This is a genomic window from Streptomyces sp. NPDC005195 (assembly GCF_040608315.1).
GTDB lineage: Bacteria > Actinomycetota > Actinomycetes > Streptomycetales > Streptomycetaceae > Streptomyces > Streptomyces kaempferi.
Genome location: NZ_JBEXHZ010000041.1, coordinates 26656 through 44703 on the forward strand (window position 1 = coordinate 26656; position 18048 = coordinate 44703).

Here is an 18048-nt window from a genome sequence, read left to right on the forward strand (position 1 = left end):
CACCGGTACGGGAGCCCCTCTTCGTATGCCGACGAGCGGCTAGGGCCTGCGTGCCGAGGTCACCCGGTACACGTCGTACACGCCCTCCACGCCCCGTACCGCCTTCAGGACGTGCCCCAGGTGCTTGGGGTCGCCCATCTCGAAGGTGAAGCGCGAGGTCGCCACACGGTCGCGGGAGGTCTGGACGGCCGCGGACAGGATGTTGACGTGCTGGTCGGACAGGACGCGGGTGACGTCGGAGAGCAGCCGGGAGCGGTCCAGGGCCTCCACCTGGATGGCGACCAGGAACACCGAGGACTGGGTGGGCGCCCACTCCACCTCGAGGATGCGCTCGGGCTCGCGCGACAGGGACTCCACGTTGACGCAGTCGTTGCGGTGGACCGAGACGCCGCTGCCCCGGGTGACGAAGCCGATGATGGGGTCGCCGGGAACCGGGGTGCAGCAGCGCGCGAGCTTGACCCACACGTCGTCGACGCCCTTGACGACCACACCCGGGTCGGCGTTCGATCGCCGCTTGCGGCCGCGGCCGTGGGCGGGCGGGACGCTCTCGTCGATCTCCTCGGTGGCCGCCTCCTCGCCGCCGAGGGCCTGCACCAGCTTCTGCACGACACTCTGCGCGGCGACATGGCCCTCGCCGATGGCCGCGTACAGCGAGGAGATGTCGGGGTAGCGCATCTCGTGCGCGAGCGTCACCAGGGAGTCGCCGGTCAGGATGCGCTGGATCGGCAGGTTCTGCTTGCGCATCGCGCGGGCGATGGCGTCCTTGCCCTGCTCGATCGCCTCGTCCCGGCGCTCCTTGGAGAACCAGGCGCGGATCTTGTTGCGGGCGCGCGGGGACTTGACGAAGCCGAGCCAGTCGCGGGAGGGTCCGGCGCCGGCCGCCTTGGAGGTGAAGACCTCCACCAGATCGCCGTTGTCCAGGGTCGATTCGAGGGGGACGAGGCGTCCGTTGACCCGGGCGCCTATCGTGCGGTGACCGACCTCCGTGTGGACCGCGTAGGCGAAGTCCACGGGAGTCGCGCCCGCCGGGAGCGCTATGACGTCGCCCTTGGGCGTGAAGACGAAGACCTCGTTGCGGGACAGGTCGAAGCGCAGCGACTCCAGGAACTCGCTGGGGTCCTCGGTCTCCTTCTGCCAGTCGAGCAACTGGCGCAGCCACGCCATGTCGTTGACCGCGTCCTTGTCCTTGCTGACGCTCTTCGGGGCGTCCGTGCGCACCTTGGAAGCGCCGGCGGAGGGCTCCTGCTTGTACTTCCAGTGCGCGGCGATGCCGTACTCGGCACGGCGGTGCATGTCGAACGTACGGATCTGGAGTTCGACCGGCTTGCCGTTCGGCCCGATGACCGTGGTGTGCAGCGACTGGTACATGTTGAACTTGGGCATCGCGATGTAGTCCTTGAACCGGCCGGGTACCGGGTTCCATCGCGCGTGCACGGTGCCGAGGGCCGCGTAGCAGTCCCTGACGGTGTCCACGAGGACACGGATGCCCACCAGGTCGTAGATCTCCGCGAAGTCACGGCCGCGGACGATCATCTTCTGGTAGACGCTGTAGTAGTGCTTCGGACGGCCGGTGACGGTCGCCTTGATCCGGGCGGCGCGCAGGTCGGACTGGACCTCGTCGGTCACTATGGCGAGGTATTCGTCGCGCTTGGGGGCGCGCTCGGCGACCAGGCGCACGATCTCGTCGTACATCTTGGGGTAGAGGATCGCGAAGGCGAGGTCCTCCAGCTCCCACTTGATGGTGTTCATGCCCAGGCGGTGGGCGAGCGGCGCGTAGATCTCCAGGGTCTCGCGCGCCTTCTTCTCCTGCTTCTCACGCTTGAGGTAGCGCATCGTGCGCATGTTGTGCAGGCGGTCGGCGAGCTTGATGACCAGGACGCGCGGGTCCTTGGCCATGGCGACGACCATCTTGCGCACGGTCTCGGCCTGCGCGGCCTCACCGAACTTGACCTTGTCCAGCTTGGTCACGCCGTCGACGAGCAGGGCGACCTGGTCGCCGAAGTCGCGCTTGAGGGTGTCCAGGCCGTACTCGGTGTCCTCGACGGTGTCGTGCAGCAGACCCGCCATCAGGGTGGCCGGGTCCATGCCCAGCTCGGCCAGGATGGTGGTGACGGCGAGCGGGTGCGTGATGTACGGGTCGCCGCTCTTGCGCTTCTGGCCGCGGTGCCAGCGCTCGGCGACCTGGTAGGCCTTCTCGACCTGGCGGAGCGTGGCCGTCTCGATCTTGGGGTCGTTGCTGCGCACTATCCGCAGCAGGGGCTCCAGGACCGGGTTGTACGGGTTCGAGCGCTGCACGCCGAGCCGGGCCAGGCGGGCGCGGACGCGGTTGGAGGAGCCACCGGTGCGCGCGGGCTGACTCGGGGCCGAACGGACCGCCGGGGTGCTCGCCACGCGCTCGGCAGGGGCCGGCTTGGGGCGGGGCTGCTCGGCCGCCTTGTCGTCGGGCGCGGACTGGGCGTGCTCGACCGGCCCGGGAGCGGCGCTCTTCGCGGGCGTGTCCGTGCCGCCCGGGGCGGGCTCGGGCTTGGCGGCGGTGAGTGGCTGGGCCTCGTCTGGCAAGAGGGCTCCTCGTGCGCGTTCCGGGTCCCCCGGTCAGGCTCCGGAGACCCCATGGTAGCGATCCTGGGCGCCGGGCTCGCTCTGGGCCGTGGGGACGGCCCGTACAGGGGGAACGCGAGAGGCGGGCACCGGATTCCTCCGGGCCCGCCTCCGACGGTGTCCCACGGGTGTCCCAGGCCTTACCTGAAGCTTTCCTGGGTCTTTCCCGAGCTGTTCCGAGCTGTTCCGAACCGTTCCGAGCTGTTGGGGATTGCTCAGATCTGGAGGAGTGCCTCCAGCGGAGCGCCCGCGAGAGCGGGTTCCAGGCGGCCTCGGCCGCCGAGGAAGCCGAGCTCCATCAGGACGGCGACGCCCGCGACCTCGGCGCCCGCCCGGCGGACGAGCTGGAGCGAGGCCTCGGCGGTGCCGCCGGTGGCGAGGACGTCGTCGACGACCAGGATGCGGTCGCCCGTGTCCAGGTCCTCGGCGTGCACCTCGATCTCGGCGGAGCCGTACTCCAGGTCGTACGTCTGCGACAGGGTCGCTCCGGGGAGCTTGCCCGCCTTGCGTACGGGGATGAAGCCGAGCCCGGCGCGGACGGCGACCGGGGCACCGAGGATGAAGCCGCGGGCCTCCAGGCCGACGATCTTCGTCGCCCCGGTGCGGACGGCGATCTCCGCGAGCGCGCCGGTGAGCGCCTCGAAGGCCACCGGGTCGGCCAGCAGGGGCGTGATGTCCTTGAACATCACGCCCGGCTCCGGATAGTCGGCCACGTCGCGGATACGGCTGAGCAGCAGCGTGGAGACGTCCGTCAGCTCGGTCATCGGCGCTTCCCCGAAGGTCGGCCGCGGCCCCGGTTGCGGGACGCGGGCTGGTTGCGCGGGCCGACGACCGCCGGTGTGGCGTCGTCCGACTCGTCGTCGTCGAGCGGGACGGCCGAGACCGGCTCGTCCAGGGGGTCGCCCTTCGCGGCGGCCTGGGCGCGCTTGGCGAGCACGCGCTTCCTGAGCGCCTTCATCTGCGGCTCGCGCTCCTTGAGGTCGGCGACGAGCGGCGTGGCGATGAAGATCGAGGAGTACGCACCGGCGGCGAGGCCGACGAACAGCGAGAGCGAGATGTCGTTGAGCATGCCCGCGCCGAGCACGCCGCCACCGATGAACAGCAGGCCGGCGACGGGCAGCAGCGCGACCACCGTGGTGTTGATCGAACGGACCAGGGTGCCGTTGATCGAGCGGTCGGCGATCTCGCTGTACGTGTACCGGGTCTGCTTGGTGATGTCCTTCGTCTGCTCCTTGAGGCTGTCGAAGACGACCACCGTGTCGTAGAGCGAGTAACCGAGGATCGTCAGCAGACCGATCACGGTGCCCGGGGTGACCTCGAAGCCGACCAGGGCGTAGATGCCGACCGTGATGGTGATGTCGTGGATCAGGGCGACCAGAGCGGCGATGGCCATGCGCCACTCGAACGCGATGGCCAGGTAGATCACGACGAGGACCATGAAGATCGCCAGGCCCTCCCAGGCCTTGTTGGCGATCTGGTCACCCCAGCTGGGACCGACCAGGTCGGCGTTGATCTTCTCCGAGTCGACCTTCAGGTCCTTGGAGAGCTGGTCCTTGATCTGGTCCGACTTGTCGGTGTCGATGCCCGCGATCTGGATGCGCAGGCTGCCGTCGCCGAGCTTCTGGACGATGGCGTCGTGACCGGAGGCGTCCTGCGCGTACGTCTCGGCCTGGTTCACCGACGACGACATGTGCTTCGGCGTCGTGAAGACGGCTCCGCCCTGGAACTCGATGCCCATGTTCAGGCCGCGCACCGTCAGACCGAGGATGGCCGTGATGGTGATCAGGATCGAGATGGCGTACCAGATCTTGCGCTTGCCGACGAAGTCGTAGCCGATCTCACCGCGGTGGAGCCGGGCGCCGAGGGTGCCGAGTTTCGACATCTCACGCCTCCTTCGTGTCGACGGGGGCGGACGCGCGACGGGTGCGGCGCAGCGGCGGCTGGGCGCCCAGTCGCTTCGGGTCCAGTCCGGACCAGCTGTGACCGCTCGCGAAGAACTTCTTGCGGGCGAGGATCGTCATCAACGGCTTGGTGAAGAGGAAGACGACGACCACGTCGAGCAAGGTGGTCAGACCGAGGGTGAACGCGAAGCCCTGGACCTTGCCGACGGTGACGATGAAGAGCACCGCGGCGGCGAGGAACGACACGAAGTCGGAGACCAGGATGGTGCGCCGGGCGCGCGGCCAGGCACGCTCGACGGCCGGGCGCAGGCTGCGGCCCTCGCGGATCTCGTCCCGGATGCGTTCGAAGAACACGATGAACGAGTCCGCCGTGATACCGATCGCGACGATCGCGCCGCAGACCGCCGGCAGGTTCAGCGCGAACCCGATGGCGGGGCCGAGCAACGCCATGATCACGTACGTGAGGATGGCGGAGACCATCAGGGAGGCGATGGCGATGACCGACAGGCCCCGGTAGTAGACCACCAGGTAGATGATGACCAGGCCCAGGCCGATCGCGCCCGCGATCAGACCGGCGTGCAGCTGCTCGCCGCCGAGGGCCGCCGTCACGGTGGTGACGCTCGCCTCCTTGAAGGTGAGCGGCAGCGCGCCGTACTTCAGCATGTTGGCCAGGGCCTGCGCCTCGGTCTGCGTGAAGCTGCCGGAGATCTCCGCGTTGCCGCCGGTCAGCGCCTGGCTGACGTACGGGTCGGAGACGACCTCACCGTCGAGGACGATGGCGAACTGGTTCTGCGGGGACTGGTTCTTCGCGAGCTTGCCGGTGATGTCGGCGAACTTGTTGGAGCCACCGGACGTGAAGTCCATGGTGACCTTCCAGCCCGCGGCGCTCTGGGTGTCGAAGACGGCCGCGGCGCTCTTGATGTCCGTGCCGGAGACCTCGGCGGCGCCGAGCACGTACTTCTGCCACTGGCCCGACGAGTTCTTGCCGCAGGCGACCGTGGGGTCGGTGGGCTTGATGCCGTCACCGGTCTTGGCGCGGACGGCCTTGTCGGTGCAGTCGAGCGCGGCGTACTGGGCCTGGAGCTTGGCGGTCGCGGGGTCGACGCTGCCGCTCGGCGACGGCGTGGCGGCGGTGGAGGCCGACGCCTTCGCCGAGGCGCTCGTGGACGGCGTGGCATCGGCCTTCAGGGCGTCGGTGACCGCACGGCCCTGGGAGGTGGCAGTGGCCGACGGAGTCGCGGAGCTCGACGACGTCGCCTTGTCGCTCGCCTTGTCCTTCGAGGAGTCGCTGCTGGAGGCGCTCGGCGAGGGGCTGGCCGGCACGGCCTTCCCGGAGACCTCGGTGGCCAGCACCGGGCGGAAGTAGAGCTTGGCGGTGGTACCGACCTGCTTCCGGGCCTCCTCGGAGTTCGTGCCCTTGGGGACGTTGACGATGATGTTGCGATCGCCCTGGGTCTGGACCTCTGCCTCGGAGACACCAAGACCATTGACACGGCGGTTCATGATGTCGACCGCGGTGTTCATGTTGGTCTTGTTGATCGCGTTCGGCTGGCCCGGCTCGTTCTTCGCCTCCAGCGTGATGCTGGTGCCGCCGGCGAGGTCGATGCCGAGACGGGGGGTGGAATGCCCGGAGAGGAACATCCCCCCGGTGAGCGCCACGATGGCGATCAGGATGAGGGCGAGCGAGCGCCCCGGCCTGCTCTGGGCACTCGCGCTCCGGCCCTTCTTCGGTGCTGCCACCTTCTCGTACTCCCTCTCGGGCCGCCTCGCGCGGGGTCAGCGCGTGGGCGGCCATGACATGGTGTCGGGACTCCGTGCGACAGAGGCACGTCCCTGGGGTTCACGGGGCGCGAGCGGATCGCGCCGTGTTCCCCGGGGGATGCTACTTCGCGCCGGTCTCGCCGTCGGTCTTCTTCGGCTCTGCTGCGTCGCCCTCGGCCGCCTTCGCGTCGGCGGGCTCGTCCGCGGCGTCCTTCTTGCCGAGGTCGATGGGCTTGTCGTCGGAGGCGTCGGAAGAGGCGTCGGCGGCGGGCTCGTCGGTCTCGGTGAGGGAGGAGGCGTCGTCCGGGACAACCGGGCCGTCGGCCTCGATGTCGTGCTCGGCGCCGTGCACGATGCGGTTGTACTCGTCGTCGGTGAGGACGGCGCCGATCGAGTTCTTCGCGAAGAGGAGGTCCACGCCGGGACCCGCGTCAAGAAGGACCGAGTCCTCGTTGACCTCCTTGACAGTGGCGTACATGCCACCGATCGTGCGCACGCCGGAGCCGGGCTGCATGTCGTTGCGCATGGAAGCAGCCTGCTGCTGCTTCTTCTTGGCAGACCGGGTCATCAGGAACATGGCCCCGATGAGCACGATGAACGGGAGGAGGGTCACGAGACTCACGGGTCGGAACTTCCTTCTTCGACCGCGATGGTGAGCGGCCTGCTGGATGGGGGTATGTAAGCCGTCGACTAGGGCGGCACCGGCGGAGTCTAAGCGAGTCCGCACTCAGGGAACAACGCTCAGCATGGCACCGGGGTTCCTGACCCCGCGAGTGCCCGCGCCGTCACGCCCCGAACAGGTCCCCTTGTCCGTTTCCCCCCATGGCCCGCTGGGGCGGGGTGAGCCCGAGATGTGCCCATGCGGCCGGAGTCGCGACGCGACCACGGGGCGTACGGGCGAGCAGTCCCTCGCGTACCAGGAAGGGCTCGGCGACCTCCTCCACGGTCTCCCGCTCCTCCCCCACGGCGACCGCGAGCGTGGACAGCCCCACCGGACCGCCGCCGAAGAGCTTGAGCAGGGCTTCCAGGACTCCTCGGTCGAGGCGGTCGAGGCCACGGGCGTCGACCTCGTAGACCTTCAGCGCGGCGGCGGCGATCTCACGGGTGATGATGCCGTCGGCCTTGACCTGCGCGTAGTCCCGGACCCGGCGCAGCAGACGGTTGGCGATACGGGGGGTGCCGCGGGAACGGCCGGCGATCTCGGCGGCGCCCTCGGCGCCGATCTCGACGTCGAGGAGGTTCGCGGAGCGGTGGATGACACGCTGCAGCTCGGCGGGCTCGTAGAACTCCATGTGCGCCGTGAAGCCGAAGCGGTCGCGCAGCGGGGGCGGCAGCAGTCCCGCGCGGGTGGTGGCGCCGACCAGGGTGAACGGCGGCAGCTCCAGGGGGATCGCGGTGGCTCCCGGGCCCTTGCCGACGATCACGTCGACGCGGAAGTCCTCCATGGCCATGTAGAGCATCTCTTCGGCGGGCCGGGACATGCGGTGGATCTCGTCCAGGAAGAACACCTCGCCCTCCTGGAGCGAGGAGAGGATCGCGGCGAGGTCCCCGGCGTGCTGGATGGCGGGGCCGCTGGTGATGCGGATGGGGGCGCCCATCTCGGCCGCGATGATCATCGAGAGGGTGGTCTTGCCCAGGCCGGGGGCGCCGGAGAGCAGGACGTGGTCGGCGGTGGCGCCGCGGGCGCGGGCGGCGCGCAGCACGAGGTCGAGCTGCTCGCGGACCTTCTCCTGACCGATGAACTCGTCCAGGTCCTTGGGGCGCAGGGCCGCCTCGACGGCTTGGTCCTCACGGTCGGCGGACGCGCCGACGAGCCGGTCGGCGGCGGTCTCGTCGGTCGTGTCGTCCCAGTTCATTGCGTGTGCCTCGCGGTGTGGTGGTGGGTCGGCGGGCGCCGGTCGGGTCGGGCGGGGGCCGCCGGGTCAGCGGGCGCGGTTGAGGGTCTGCAGGGCGGCCTTCAGGAGCCGGCCCACCTGGGGCGCGCCCTCCTCGGCCTCGGCCTGCGGAGCGACCGCGGAGACCGCCTCGTCGGCCTCGCGGGTGGCGTACCCGAGGCCGATGAGCGCGGCGTGCAGCTGCTCGCGCCAGCCGGTGCTGACGGGGGCGCCGATCCCGGTGCCCCGGCCGAGCGGCTCGCCGAGCCGGTCCTTGAGCTCCAGCAGGAGTTTCTGGGCTCCCCGCTTGCCGATGCCGGGTACGGCGGTGAGGGCCTTCTCGTCCCCCGTGGCGACCGCCCGGCGCAGGGCGTCCGGGGTGTGCACGGCGAGCATGGCCTGGGCGAGGCGGGGGCCGACACCGCTCGCGGTCTGGAGCAGCACGAAGGTCCCGCGCTCGTCGTCGTCCGCGAAGCCGTACAGGGTCAGGGAGTCCTCGCGGACGACCAGGGAGGTGGCGAGCCTGGCCGGCTGTCCCATGCGGAGCGCGGCGAGGGTGCCCGGCGTGCACTGGACGGCGATGCCGATGCCGCCGACCTCCACCACCGCTGAGTCGGGGGCGAGAGCGGCGACCGGGCCGCTGACGAAGGCGATCATGCGGTACGGCCTTTCGATGCGTGGTGCGGTGCGGCCTGCGACGCCGCTTGCGCCGCGTGCAGGGCGGCCGCCTGCTGGAGTCGGTTCTGTGCGACGGCCTGCTGGAGCCGGTTCTGGGCGGGGGCGCGCCAGATGTGACAGATCGCCAGCGCGAGAGCGTCGGCGGCGTCGGCGGGCTTGGGCGGCGCGTCCAGCCTGAGCAGCCGGGTGACCATCGCGCCGACCTGGGCCTTGTCCGCGCGTCCGTTGCCGGTGACGGCGGCCTTGACCTCGCTCGGGGTGTGCAGGGCGACGGGGATGCCGCGCCGGGCGGCACAGAGCATGGCGACGGCGCTGGCCTGGGCGGTGCCCATCACCGTACGGACGTTGTGCTGGCTGAACACCCGCTCCACCGCGACGTATTCGGGCGCGTACTCGTCGAGCCACCGCTCGATGCCCTGCTCGACGGCGACGAGGCGCAGGCCCAACTCGGCGTCCGCCGGGGTGCGTACGACACCGACCCCGCGCAGGGTCAGGGGCCGGCCCGCGACTCCCTCGACCACGCCGACACCGCATCGGGTCAGTCCGGGGTCGACACCCAGTACCCGCACCCCGGTCCCCCTTCGTCGATCTCCCCCGGTCACCCACCGGTGACGCCTGTTCGTGCAGGCTATCGGGTGCCACTGACAACGCGACGGGCCGACGGGGTGTGTCCCGTCGGCCCGTTCGGCTGTCGGCGCTCAGGCGTCGACCTTCTCCATGACCTCGTCGCTGACGTCGAAGTTGGCGAAGACGTTCTGCACGTCGTCGCTGTCCTCGAGCGCGTCGATCAGCTTGAAGATCTTCCGGGCGCCCTCCTCGTCGAGCTCGACCTGCATGGTCGGGACGAAGTTGGCGTCGGCGGAGTCGTAGTCGATCCCGGCGTCCTGGAGCGCGGTGCGCACGGCGACCAGGTCGGTCGCCTCGGAGATGACCTCGTAGGACTCACCGAGGTCGTTGACCTCCTCGGCGCCCACGTCGAGCACGGCACCCAGGACGTCGTCCTCGGTCAGCTCACCCTTGGGGACGATGACGACGCCCTTGCGGTTGAAGAGGTACGAGACGGAACCCGGGTCGGCCATGTTGCCGCCGTTGCGGGTCATGGCGACGCGGACGTCCGAGGCGGCGCGGTTACGGTTGTCGGTGAGGCACTCGATGAGCACCGCGACGCCGTTCGGGCCGTAACCCTCGTACATGATCGTCTCGTAGTCGGCGCCACCGGCTTCGAGGCCGGCGCCGCGCTTGACCGCCGAGTCGATGTTCTTGTTCGGGACCGAGCTCTTCTTGGCCTTCTGGATGGCGTCGAAGAGCGTCGGGTTGCCGGACACGTCGGCGCCGCCCGTGCGGGCCGCCACCTCGATGTTCTTGATCATCTTCGCGAAGAGCTTGCCGCGCTTGGCGTCGATCACGGCCTTCTTGTGCTTCGTCGTAGCCCATTTAGAGTGGCCGGACATCTGCCTGTCTCCTTCGCGTAACCCGATCCTGTACGAACTCCCCCACACTTTAAGAGCCTGGGGGATTCCCAGATCCTACTAGGAGCCGGGTGTCCGGTTCGCGCGCACCATGTCGACGAACAGGCCGTGCACGCGGTGGTCTCCGGTCAGTTCGGGGTGGAACGAGGTGGCGAGCGCGTTGCCCTGGCGCACGGCGACGATGTGGCCCTCGTGGGTGGCCAGCACCTCGGCCTCCGCACCCACGGACTCGACCCAGGGCGCACGGATGAAGACGCCCTCCACGGGGTCGCCCTCGACGCCCTCGACGGCGACCACCGCTTCGAAGGACTCGTTCTGGCGTCCGAAGGCGTTGCGGCGCACGATCATGTCGATGCCGCCGATGGTCTCCTGCCCCGAGCGCGGGTCGAGGATCTTGTCGGCGAGCATGATCATGCCGGCGCAGGTGCCGTACACGGGCATCCCTTCACGCACACGCGCGCGCAGGGGCTCCATCATGCCGAAGAGGTGGGCCAGCTTGGAGATGGTGGTGGACTCACCGCCGGGGATGACCAGGCCATCCACCTCGGCGAGTTCCTCGGGGCGCCGTACCGCCCTGGCCACGGCGTCGGCCGCGGCCAGGGCGATGAGGTGCTCCCGTACGTCGCCCTGGAGGGCCAGGACGCCTATGACGGGGGTGCTCATGAGGGGTGTGTCCTACCAGCCGCGGTTGGCGTAGCGCTCGGCCTCGGGAAGGGTGTCGCAGTTGATGCCGACCATGGCCTCGCCGAGGTTGCGGGACGCGTCCGCGATGATCTTCGGGTCGTCGTAGAAGGTGGTGGCCTTCACGATGGCGGCGGCGCGCTTGGCCGGGTCGCCTGACTTGAAGATGCCGGAGCCGACGAAGACGCCCTCGGCGCCGAGCTGGCGCATCAGTGCCGCGTCGGCCGGAGTGGCGACGCCGCCCGCGGAGAACAGCACCACCGGGAGCTTGCCGAGCTCGGCGACCTCCTTGACGATCTCGTACGGGGCGCGCAGTTCCTTGGCCGCGGCGTACAGCTCGTTGTTGTCGTAGCCGCGCAGCCTGGCGATCTCGTTCTTGATCTGACGCAGGTGACGGACGGCCTCGACGACGTTGCCGGTGCCGGCCTCGCCCTTGGAGCGGATCATGGCGGCGCCCTCGGCGATGCGGCGCAGGGCCTCGCCCAGGTTGGTGGCACCGCAGACGAAGGGGGTGGTGAACGCCCACTTGTCGGAGTGGTTGACCTCGTCGGCCGGGGTGAGGACCTCGGACTCGTCGATGTAGTCGACGCCGAGGGACTGCAGGACCTGGGCCTCGACGAAGTGGCCGATGCGGGACTTCGCCATCACCGGGATGGAGACGGCCTCGATGATCTCTTCGATCATGTTCGGGTCGGACATCCGGGCCACGCCGCCGTCCTTGCGGATGTCGGCGGGCACCCGCTCGAGCGCCATGACGGCCACGGCGCCCGCGTCCTCGGCGATCTTCGCCTGCTCGGCGTTGACGACGTCCATGATCACGCCGCCCTTGAGCTGCTCGGCCATGCCGCGCTTCACTCGGGCGGTGCCGGTCGCCGCGTCGTCTTCGGGGCGGGCGGGGGTGGGGAGCGTGCTGGACACGGGTTGACCTCACTCGGTGAAAGAGGGTTGCTGCAATACCGAGGAAACGGGAGTGGACCAGGCCACTGCAAGGGCCAATGGGGACCCGGTGGCTCGTTTTCCCGCCCCGGTCGCCCCTGCCCGGCCCCTCCTCCTGGGTGCTCCGCCCCAGACCCCGCCGTCCGGGGCGAACGGCGGGTGCGGGGGCGGAGCCCCCAGGGACGGCGAGACAGCGGGCGGCTCAGGTGGTGGGCCGGTCCGCCAGCGCGGTAGGTGGCTCGTCGTCCATTTCGAAGGCCATCGGGAAGGGCGCATGACCGGCCAGCCTGAACCACCTCACCGTGCGGTGCCTGCGCAACGCCCGTGCCGCCCGCACGGCGTCGTTGTGGAACCGCCGGGCCATCGGCACCCGCCGCACGGCCTGCGCCAGCTCACTCGCCGCCGCGTCCCCGCCCGGCGCCTCCCGCACGGCCTCCACCTGCTGCGTCTCTCCGAAGACGGCCCGCAGAGCCTGGCTCAGCTCGCTCTCGGCGACCTCGCGCTGCTCCTCCTCCGCCTGTCTGGCGGCGTGCGCCGCCTCGTAGAGCACGATCGAGGCGGCCGGGTCGAGCACCCCGGAGGTCGCCAGCTCCTGCGCGACCGAGGCCCGGCGCAACAGCTGCGCGTCGAGTGCGGCGCGCGCGGCGTCGATCCGGGCGTGCAGCCGGTCGAGACGCCCCGCGGTCCAGCTCAGGTAGAGGCCGATCGCGGCGAGGCCGACGAGGATCCAGATCAAGGTTGCGGTCACGGGCCGCAAGGCTACTCGGGCGTGGTCACCCGCCCCTCACGTCCCCTGCGCGGGCGTCGGCCACGCAGGAGGGCGTCAACGCCCTCCGCCCACTCCCCCGCGCTCGTCCCGGGCCAGCCCGAACCGTGCCCGCAGCCCCGTCCGTTCGTCCGCCGCCACCGCCGCCGCCCCGTCCGTCACCGTCTCGTACACGGACAGGATGTCGGCGCCGACCGTGGACCAGTCGAAGCGCCGTACGTGGGCGCTGCCCCGGGCGCGCAGTTCGGCACGGCGCCCGGGGTCACCGAGCAGGCGTAGGGCGGAGGCGGCCAGCGCGCCCGCGTCCTCGTTGGCGAACAGTTCCCCGGCCGCTCCCTGGTCGAGCACCTGGGCGAAGGCGTCGAGGTCGGAGGCGAGCACCGGCGCCCCCGCGGACATGGCCTCCACCAGGATGATCCCGAAGCTCTCGCCGCCGGTGTTGGGTGCCACGTACACGTCGACGCTGCGCAGGAAGCGGGCCTTGTCCTCGTCGCTGATCATGCCGAGGAACTCGACCCGTGAGCGCATCTCGGCGGGCAGGGACTCGACGGCCTCCTCCTCGTCGCCCCGGCCGGCCACCAGGAGTCTGGTCGCGGGGCGTTCGGCGAGGATCTTCGGGAGCGCCTTCATGAGGACGGGCAGACCCTTGCGGGGCTCGTCGATGCGGCCGATGAACCCGAGTGTGTCGCCCTGCCACTCCTGCTGGGGTTTGGCGCGGGCGAAGAAGTCGACGTCCACGCCGTTCGGGATGACGACCGCGTCCCCGCCCAGATGCTCGACGAGCGTGCGCCGCGCGTACTCGCTCACCGCGATCCGCGCGCTGATCTTCTCCAGCGCGGGCTGCAGGATCGGGTAGGCCGCGATCATCGCCCGGGAGCGCGGGTTGGAGGTGTGGAAGGTGGCCACGATGGGCCCCTGCGCGGCCCAGCACGCGAGCAGTCCCAGGGACGGCGAGGTCGGTTCGTGGATGTGGATCACGTCGAAGGTGCCGTCGTGCAGCCAGCGCCGCACCCTGGCCGCCGACAGGAAGCCGAAGTTCAGGCGCGCCACGGAGCCGTTGTAGGGCACCGGGACCGCGCGCCCCGCCGAGACGACGTACGGCGGCAGGGGTGTCTCGTCGTCCGCGGGGGCGAGGACGGAGACCTCGTGCCCGAGACGGATGAGGTGCTCGGCGAGGTCGCGGATGTGGAACTGGACGCCGCCCGGTACGTCCCACGAGTACGGGCAGACGATGCCGATCTTCACGGCCGCTCCCCGTCGGACGGTTCGGGGCGGGGCTCCAGGTCGGCGAGCCACAGGCGCTGCAGCATGTGCCAGTCCTCCGGATGGTCGGAAATACCCGTGGCGAAGGCGTCGGCCAGCGCCTGTGTCATGACAGACGTCTTCTCGGCCCGGGTACCTGTCTCGGGGACCTCGACGGGGGGATGCACACGGCCCTGCATCACCGGTGAGTCGTCGTACCAGAGCGTCACCGGGAGGAGCAGCGCGCCGGTCTGCTGGGCCAGCAGCGCCGGGCCCGCGGGCATCCGGGTGGCCTCTCCGAAGAACTTGACCTCGACGCCGGACGCGGACAGATCGCGTTCGGCGACCAGGCAGACCATGCCCCCGTCGCGCAGCCGCCGGGCCAGGGTGCCGAACGCGGTGCCGCCGCTGTGCGGGAGGACCTCCATGCCGAGGCCCTCGCGGTAGGCGACGAAGCGGTCGTACAGCGATTCCGGCTTGAGGCGCTCGGCCACGGTGGTGAAGGGCGTCTCCAGCTTCGTGGTGACCCACGCGCCCGCGAGGTCCCAGTTGCCCATGTGCGGGAGGGCGAGGATGACACCCCGGTCGGAGGCGATGCCGTCCGTCAGGTAGTGCGCGTCCCTGGGGTCGAAGCCCGTCGCCACGCGCTCCCGGCTCCAGGCGGGAAGGCGGAAGGACTCCATCCAGTAACGGAGGTAGGAGCGCATGCCCGCCCGGGAGAGCTCCGCGAGCCGTTCCGGACCCGCGTCGGGCACCACGCGCGCGTAGTTGCTCTCCAGGCGCAGTACGCCCTTGCCGCGTTTCCTCCAGGCGATGTCCGCGATGGTGCGGCCGAGACGTACGGCGACCGGCTCCGGGAGCGTTTTGACGGTGCTCCAGCCGAGCGCGTACGCCCCGTCCACCAGTCTGTCCTGGAGGCTGGTCACGACGTGGCCCCGCTGTTGTGCGCGGCGGCCGCGTCGGCCTCTGCGGACTCCCGGCGGACCGTGACGACCCGCTGGACGAGCGTCACCAGGCTGCCGACGGCGACGATCCACAGCGCGACGGGCAGCAGCCACTGGATGCCCGGGACCCCGAACTTGTGCAGCCCCGCGAGGCCCGCCGCGACCAGGGAGATCACCAGGCGTTCGGCGCGCTCCACCAGCCCGTTGACGGCGACCGGCAGACCGATCGACTCGCCGCGGGCCTTGGTGTACGAGACCACCTGCCCGCTGGCCAGACAGAAGATCGAGACGGCGCAGAGCACGTTGTTGTCGCCGTTGCCCGCGTACCAGAGCGCGAAGCCGCCGAAGATGGCCCCGTCGGCGACCCGGTCGAGCGTGGAGTCCAGGAAGGCCCCCCACCGGCTGGAGCGGCCGAGCTGGCGCGCCATGTTGCCGTCGACGAGGTCGGAGAAGACGAAGAGCGTGATGACGATCGTGCCCCAGAAGAACTCTCCCCGGGGGTAGAAGACCAGCGCGCCCGCCATCACTCCGGCCGTGCCCAGGAGGGTGACCGTGTCGGGGCTCACCCCCCGGCGGATGAGAAACGCGGCGAACGGTGTGAGGACACGCGTGAAGAATGCACGCGCGTACTTGTTCAGCATGGCCTTCCCGAGGTTCGGTGTCGCCGGGCGGCCCCTGCTGGCCCCCGGCTGGCCCATCGTAGTCACGCGCGCGCATGTGCGACGGCCGGGCACCCGCACCCCGTGTCACGCGGGGACTCGCGGACGGCACGGCGCGATCGCGTCCTCCGTATGGACGCACCGTGACGCGAGTGCAAAGCTCGAAGTCACCGCGGGCGTCATCGGAGCCGTACCGCTGGGGGTACCCCTGGACCCGGTCCGGGGAAGGATCCGTCGTGCCCGCGCCCACAGAGACCTCACCGTGCACGGGAGGCAAGGCCATGGGCGACAAGGCGAACGCACACCCCGGAGCCGCCGGCAGGGCTACGGCGGCCGACCACCCCGCATCCGTACGGAATGTGGTGCTGGTCGGCCACAGCGGATCGGGCAAGACGACTTTGGTGGAGGCTCTCGCGCTGACAGCGGGAGCCGTGAACCGGGCGGGCCGGGTGGAGGACGGCACCGCCGTATCCGACTACGACGAGATCGAGCACCGGCAGCAGCGCTCGGTGCAGCTCTCCCTGGTACCCGTCAGCTGGGACGGATACAAGATCAACATCCTCGACACCCCCGGATACGCCGACTTCGTCGGGGAGCTCAGGGCCGGTCTGCGCGCCGCGGACGCGGCCCTCTTCGTGGTCTCGGCCTCGGACGGCGTGGACGGCTCGACCCGGATGGTGTGGGAGGAGTGCGCGGCCGTCGGCATGCCGCGGGCCATCGTGGTCACCCACCTCGAATCGGCCCGCGCCGACTTCGACACGATGACCAGGATCTGCGCGGAGGCCTTCGGCGCCGACGACCCGGACGCCGTACTGCCGCTCTATCTGCCACTGCACGGAGAGCCGGGCCCGGACGGGCACGCGCCGGTGACCGGGCTGATCGGACTGCTGTCCCAGCGGCTGTTCGACTACTCGTCCGGTGAGCGCGAGGAGGCCGAGCCGGTGGACGGGCAGTTGCCGCTGATCGCGCGGGCGCGCAACCGGCTGATCGAGGGAATCATCGCCGAGAGCGAGGACGAGACCCTCATGGACCGCTATCTCGGCGGCGAGGAGATCGATTTCAAGACATTGGTGCAGGATCTGGAGCGGGCCGTGGCGCGCGGGGCGTTCTTCCCCGTGCTGGCCGCCGCGCCCGCCGCCGACGGCGCCCGGCAGGGACTCGGCACGGTCGAGCTCCTGGAGCTCGTGACCGGCGGCTTCCCGACCCCGCTGGAGCGCGCGGCACCGGCGGTGACCACCCCGGACGGCGCGGCGCGCGAGGTCAGGGCCTGCGACCCGGACGGTCCGCTGGTCGCGGAGGTCGTGAAGACGGCCAGCGACCCCTATGTCGGCCGGGTCTCGCTCGTCCGCGTCTTCTCCGGCACCCTGCGCCCCGACGAGACGGTGCACGTCTCGGGGCACGGGCTCACCGACCGCGGCCACGAGGACCACGACGTCGACGAGCGCGTCGGCGCGCTGTCCGCGCCGTTCGGCAAACAGCAGCGCGCCCTCACCCACTGCATCGCGGGCGACCTGGCGTGCGTGGCGAAGCTCAACCGGGCGGAGACGGGCGACACGCTCTCGGCCAAGGACGACCCCCTGCTGATGGAACCGTGGCAGATGCCCGACCCGCTGCTGCCGCTCGCCATCGAGGCGCACAGCAAGGCCGACGAGGACAAGCTCTCCCAGGGGCTCGGCCGACTGGTCGCCGAGGACCCCACCATGCGCCTGGAACAGAACCAGCACACCCACCAGGTGGTCCTGTGGTGTCTGGGCGAGGCGCACGCGGACGTCGCCCTGGAGCGGCTGCGCAGCCGGTACGGCGTCCAGGTCGACGTGGTCCCGCACCAGGTCTCCCTGCGGGAGACGTTCGCGGCCAGGTCCGCGGGGCGCGGGCGCCATGTGAAGCAGTCCGGCGGCCACGGCCAGTACGCGATCTGCGAGATCGAGGTCGAACCCCTCCCGAACGGCTCGGGCATCGAGTTCGTGGACAAGGTCGTCGGCGGGGCGGTGCCCCGGCAGTTCATCCCGTCCGTCGAGAAGGGCGTGCGCGCCCAGGCGGCCAGGGGCGTGGCCGCGGGCCATCCGCTCATCGACGTGCGGATCACCCTGCTCGACGGCAAGGCGCACTCGGTGGACTCCTCCGACGCCGCCTTCCAGACCGCGGGCGCGCTGGCGCTGCGCGAGGCCGCCGCCGAGGCGAGGATCCATCTCCTGGAGCCGGTCGCCGAAGTGACCGTCATGGTCGGCGACGACTACGTGGGCGCCGTGATGAGCGACCTCTCGGGGCGGCGCGGCCGGGTCGTCGGCACGGAGCAGACGAGCGGCGGACGCACGCTCGTACGGGCCGAGGTGCCGGAGATGGAGATCGGCCGGTACGCCGTCGATCTGCGCTCGCTCTCGCACGGCACCGCACGTTTCCAGCGCAGTTACGCGCGGCACGAGCCGATGCCGCCGCAGATCGCCGAAAGGATGCGCGAACGGACGCGGGAGGCCTTGTAGTTCACACCGGACGCGCTCCGGTTCACCCTCGGCGGGCGGCTTCGGCCGTCCGCCGACGA

Annotated in this window: 16 protein-coding genes; 1 reads left to right on the forward strand and 15 read right to left on the reverse strand. The window is 70.6% G+C overall.

Annotation, left to right across the window (positions count from 1 at the left end; genetic code table 11):
- Positions 1-39: 39 nt before the first annotated feature.
- The 15 genes from ABZV34_RS29065 to pgsA form a co-directional block, all read right to left on the reverse strand.
- The gene (locus ABZV34_RS29065) at positions 40-2559 is read right to left on the reverse strand and encodes a RelA/SpoT family protein (protein WP_356282869.1); all 2520 of its coding nucleotides are present in this window, start codon (positions 2557-2559) and stop codon (positions 40-42) included.
- A 254-nt stretch (positions 2560-2813) separates the two neighbouring features.
- Positions 2814-3362, reverse strand: coding sequence for an adenine phosphoribosyltransferase (locus tag ABZV34_RS29070; RefSeq protein ID WP_356282872.1), 549 nt, complete (start codon positions 3360-3362; stop codon positions 2814-2816).
- Complete coding sequence (gene secF, locus ABZV34_RS29075; RefSeq protein ID WP_356282875.1) at positions 3359-4480, reverse strand: protein translocase subunit SecF; 1122 nt, start codon at positions 4478-4480, stop codon at positions 3359-3361. Before secF ends, ABZV34_RS29070 begins: the two co-directional genes overlap by 4 nt.
- A 1-nt stretch (position 4481) precedes the next feature.
- The gene (secD, locus tag ABZV34_RS29080) at positions 4482-6239 is read right to left on the reverse strand and encodes a protein translocase subunit SecD (RefSeq protein ID WP_356282878.1); all 1758 of its coding nucleotides are present in this window, start codon (positions 6237-6239) and stop codon (positions 4482-4484) included.
- Positions 6240-6381: 142 nt separating this feature from the next.
- A complete protein-coding gene (yajC, locus tag ABZV34_RS29085; RefSeq protein WP_356282881.1) occupies positions 6382-6882 on the reverse strand; it encodes a preprotein translocase subunit YajC in 501 nt (166 codons plus the stop codon).
- A 163-nt stretch (positions 6883-7045) separates the two neighbouring features.
- Positions 7046-8116: a Holliday junction branch migration DNA helicase RuvB gene (gene ruvB / locus ABZV34_RS29090; RefSeq protein WP_356282884.1), complete on the reverse strand. Its 1071-nt coding sequence runs from the start codon at positions 8114-8116 to the stop codon at positions 7046-7048.
- 66 nt (positions 8117-8182) lie between these two features.
- Positions 8183-8791: a Holliday junction branch migration protein RuvA gene (ruvA, locus tag ABZV34_RS29095; RefSeq protein WP_356282887.1), complete on the reverse strand. Its 609-nt coding sequence runs from the start codon at positions 8789-8791 to the stop codon at positions 8183-8185.
- Positions 8788-9381, reverse strand: a complete 594-nt coding sequence (gene ruvC, locus ABZV34_RS29100) for a crossover junction endodeoxyribonuclease RuvC (RefSeq protein WP_356282890.1) — start codon at positions 9379-9381, stop codon at positions 8788-8790. The genes ruvA and ruvC overlap by 4 nt, the downstream gene beginning before the upstream one ends.
- Before the next feature lie 129 nt (positions 9382-9510).
- Entirely contained in the window at positions 9511-10263 is a 753-nt protein-coding gene (locus ABZV34_RS29105; protein WP_356282893.1) for a YebC/PmpR family DNA-binding transcriptional regulator, read from the reverse strand.
- 78 nt (positions 10264-10341) lie between these two features.
- A complete protein-coding gene (gene pdxT / locus ABZV34_RS29110; RefSeq protein WP_356282896.1) occupies positions 10342-10944 on the reverse strand; it encodes a pyridoxal 5'-phosphate synthase glutaminase subunit PdxT in 603 nt (200 codons plus the stop codon).
- Between the two features lie 12 nt (positions 10945-10956).
- Positions 10957-11880: a pyridoxal 5'-phosphate synthase lyase subunit PdxS gene (pdxS, locus tag ABZV34_RS29115; protein ID WP_356282899.1), complete on the reverse strand. Its 924-nt coding sequence runs from the start codon at positions 11878-11880 to the stop codon at positions 10957-10959.
- Positions 11881-12100: 220 nt separating this feature from the next.
- Positions 12101-12646 carry a hypothetical protein gene (locus ABZV34_RS29120; protein ID WP_356282900.1) on the reverse strand — a complete coding sequence of 182 codons (546 nt, stop codon included), beginning with the start codon at positions 12644-12646 and terminating at the stop codon, positions 12101-12103.
- Positions 12647-12721: 75 nt separating this feature from the next.
- Positions 12722-13909 carry a glycosyltransferase family 4 protein gene (locus ABZV34_RS29125; protein WP_356282903.1) on the reverse strand — a complete coding sequence of 396 codons (1188 nt, stop codon included), beginning with the start codon at positions 13907-13909 and terminating at the stop codon, positions 12722-12724.
- Positions 13906-14832 carry a phosphatidylinositol mannoside acyltransferase gene (locus ABZV34_RS29130; RefSeq protein WP_356282906.1) on the reverse strand — a complete coding sequence of 309 codons (927 nt, stop codon included), beginning with the start codon at positions 14830-14832 and terminating at the stop codon, positions 13906-13908. The genes ABZV34_RS29125 and ABZV34_RS29130 overlap by 4 nt, the downstream gene beginning before the upstream one ends.
- Positions 14829-15548: a phosphatidylinositol phosphate synthase gene (gene pgsA, locus ABZV34_RS29135; RefSeq protein WP_356282938.1), complete on the reverse strand. Its 720-nt coding sequence runs from the start codon at positions 15546-15548 to the stop codon at positions 14829-14831. The genes ABZV34_RS29130 and pgsA overlap by 4 nt, the downstream gene beginning before the upstream one ends.
- A 242-nt stretch (positions 15549-15790) precedes the next feature.
- On the opposite strand from pgsA, the gene ABZV34_RS29140 reads away from it, so the two are divergent.
- Entirely contained in the window at positions 15791-17989 is a 2199-nt protein-coding gene (locus tag ABZV34_RS29140; RefSeq protein ID WP_356282941.1) for an elongation factor G-like protein EF-G2, read from the forward strand.
- The last annotated feature ends 59 nt before the right edge of the window (positions 17990-18048 follow it).

What these genes read in the sequence shown, in the direction of transcription:
- pdxT (WP_356282896.1), bottom strand. Translation starts at nt 10,944, where the DNA reads ATGAGCACCCCCGTCATAGGCGTCCTGGCCCTCCAGGGCGACGTACGG.
- secF (WP_356282875.1), bottom strand. Translation starts at nt 4,480, where the DNA reads ATGTCGAAACTCGGCACCCTCGGCGCCCGGCTCCACCGCGGTGAGATC.
- pgsA (WP_356282938.1), bottom strand. Translation starts at nt 15,548, where the DNA reads ATGGGCCAGCCGGGGGCCAGCAGGGGCCGCCCGGCGACACCGAACCTC.
- ABZV34_RS29070 (WP_356282872.1), bottom strand. Translation starts at nt 3,362, where the DNA reads ATGACCGAGCTGACGGACGTCTCCACGCTGCTGCTCAGCCGTATCCGC.
- ruvA (WP_356282887.1), bottom strand. Translation starts at nt 8,791, where the DNA reads ATGATCGCCTTCGTCAGCGGCCCGGTCGCCGCTCTCGCCCCCGACTCA.
- ruvB (WP_356282884.1), bottom strand. Translation starts at nt 8,116, where the DNA reads ATGAACTGGGACGACACGACCGACGAGACCGCCGCCGACCGGCTCGTC.
- ABZV34_RS29105 (WP_356282893.1), bottom strand. Translation starts at nt 10,263, where the DNA reads ATGTCCGGCCACTCTAAATGGGCTACGACGAAGCACAAGAAGGCCGTG.
- ABZV34_RS29140 (WP_356282941.1), top strand. Translation starts at nt 15,791, where the DNA reads ATGGGCGACAAGGCGAACGCACACCCCGGAGCCGCCGGCAGGGCTACG.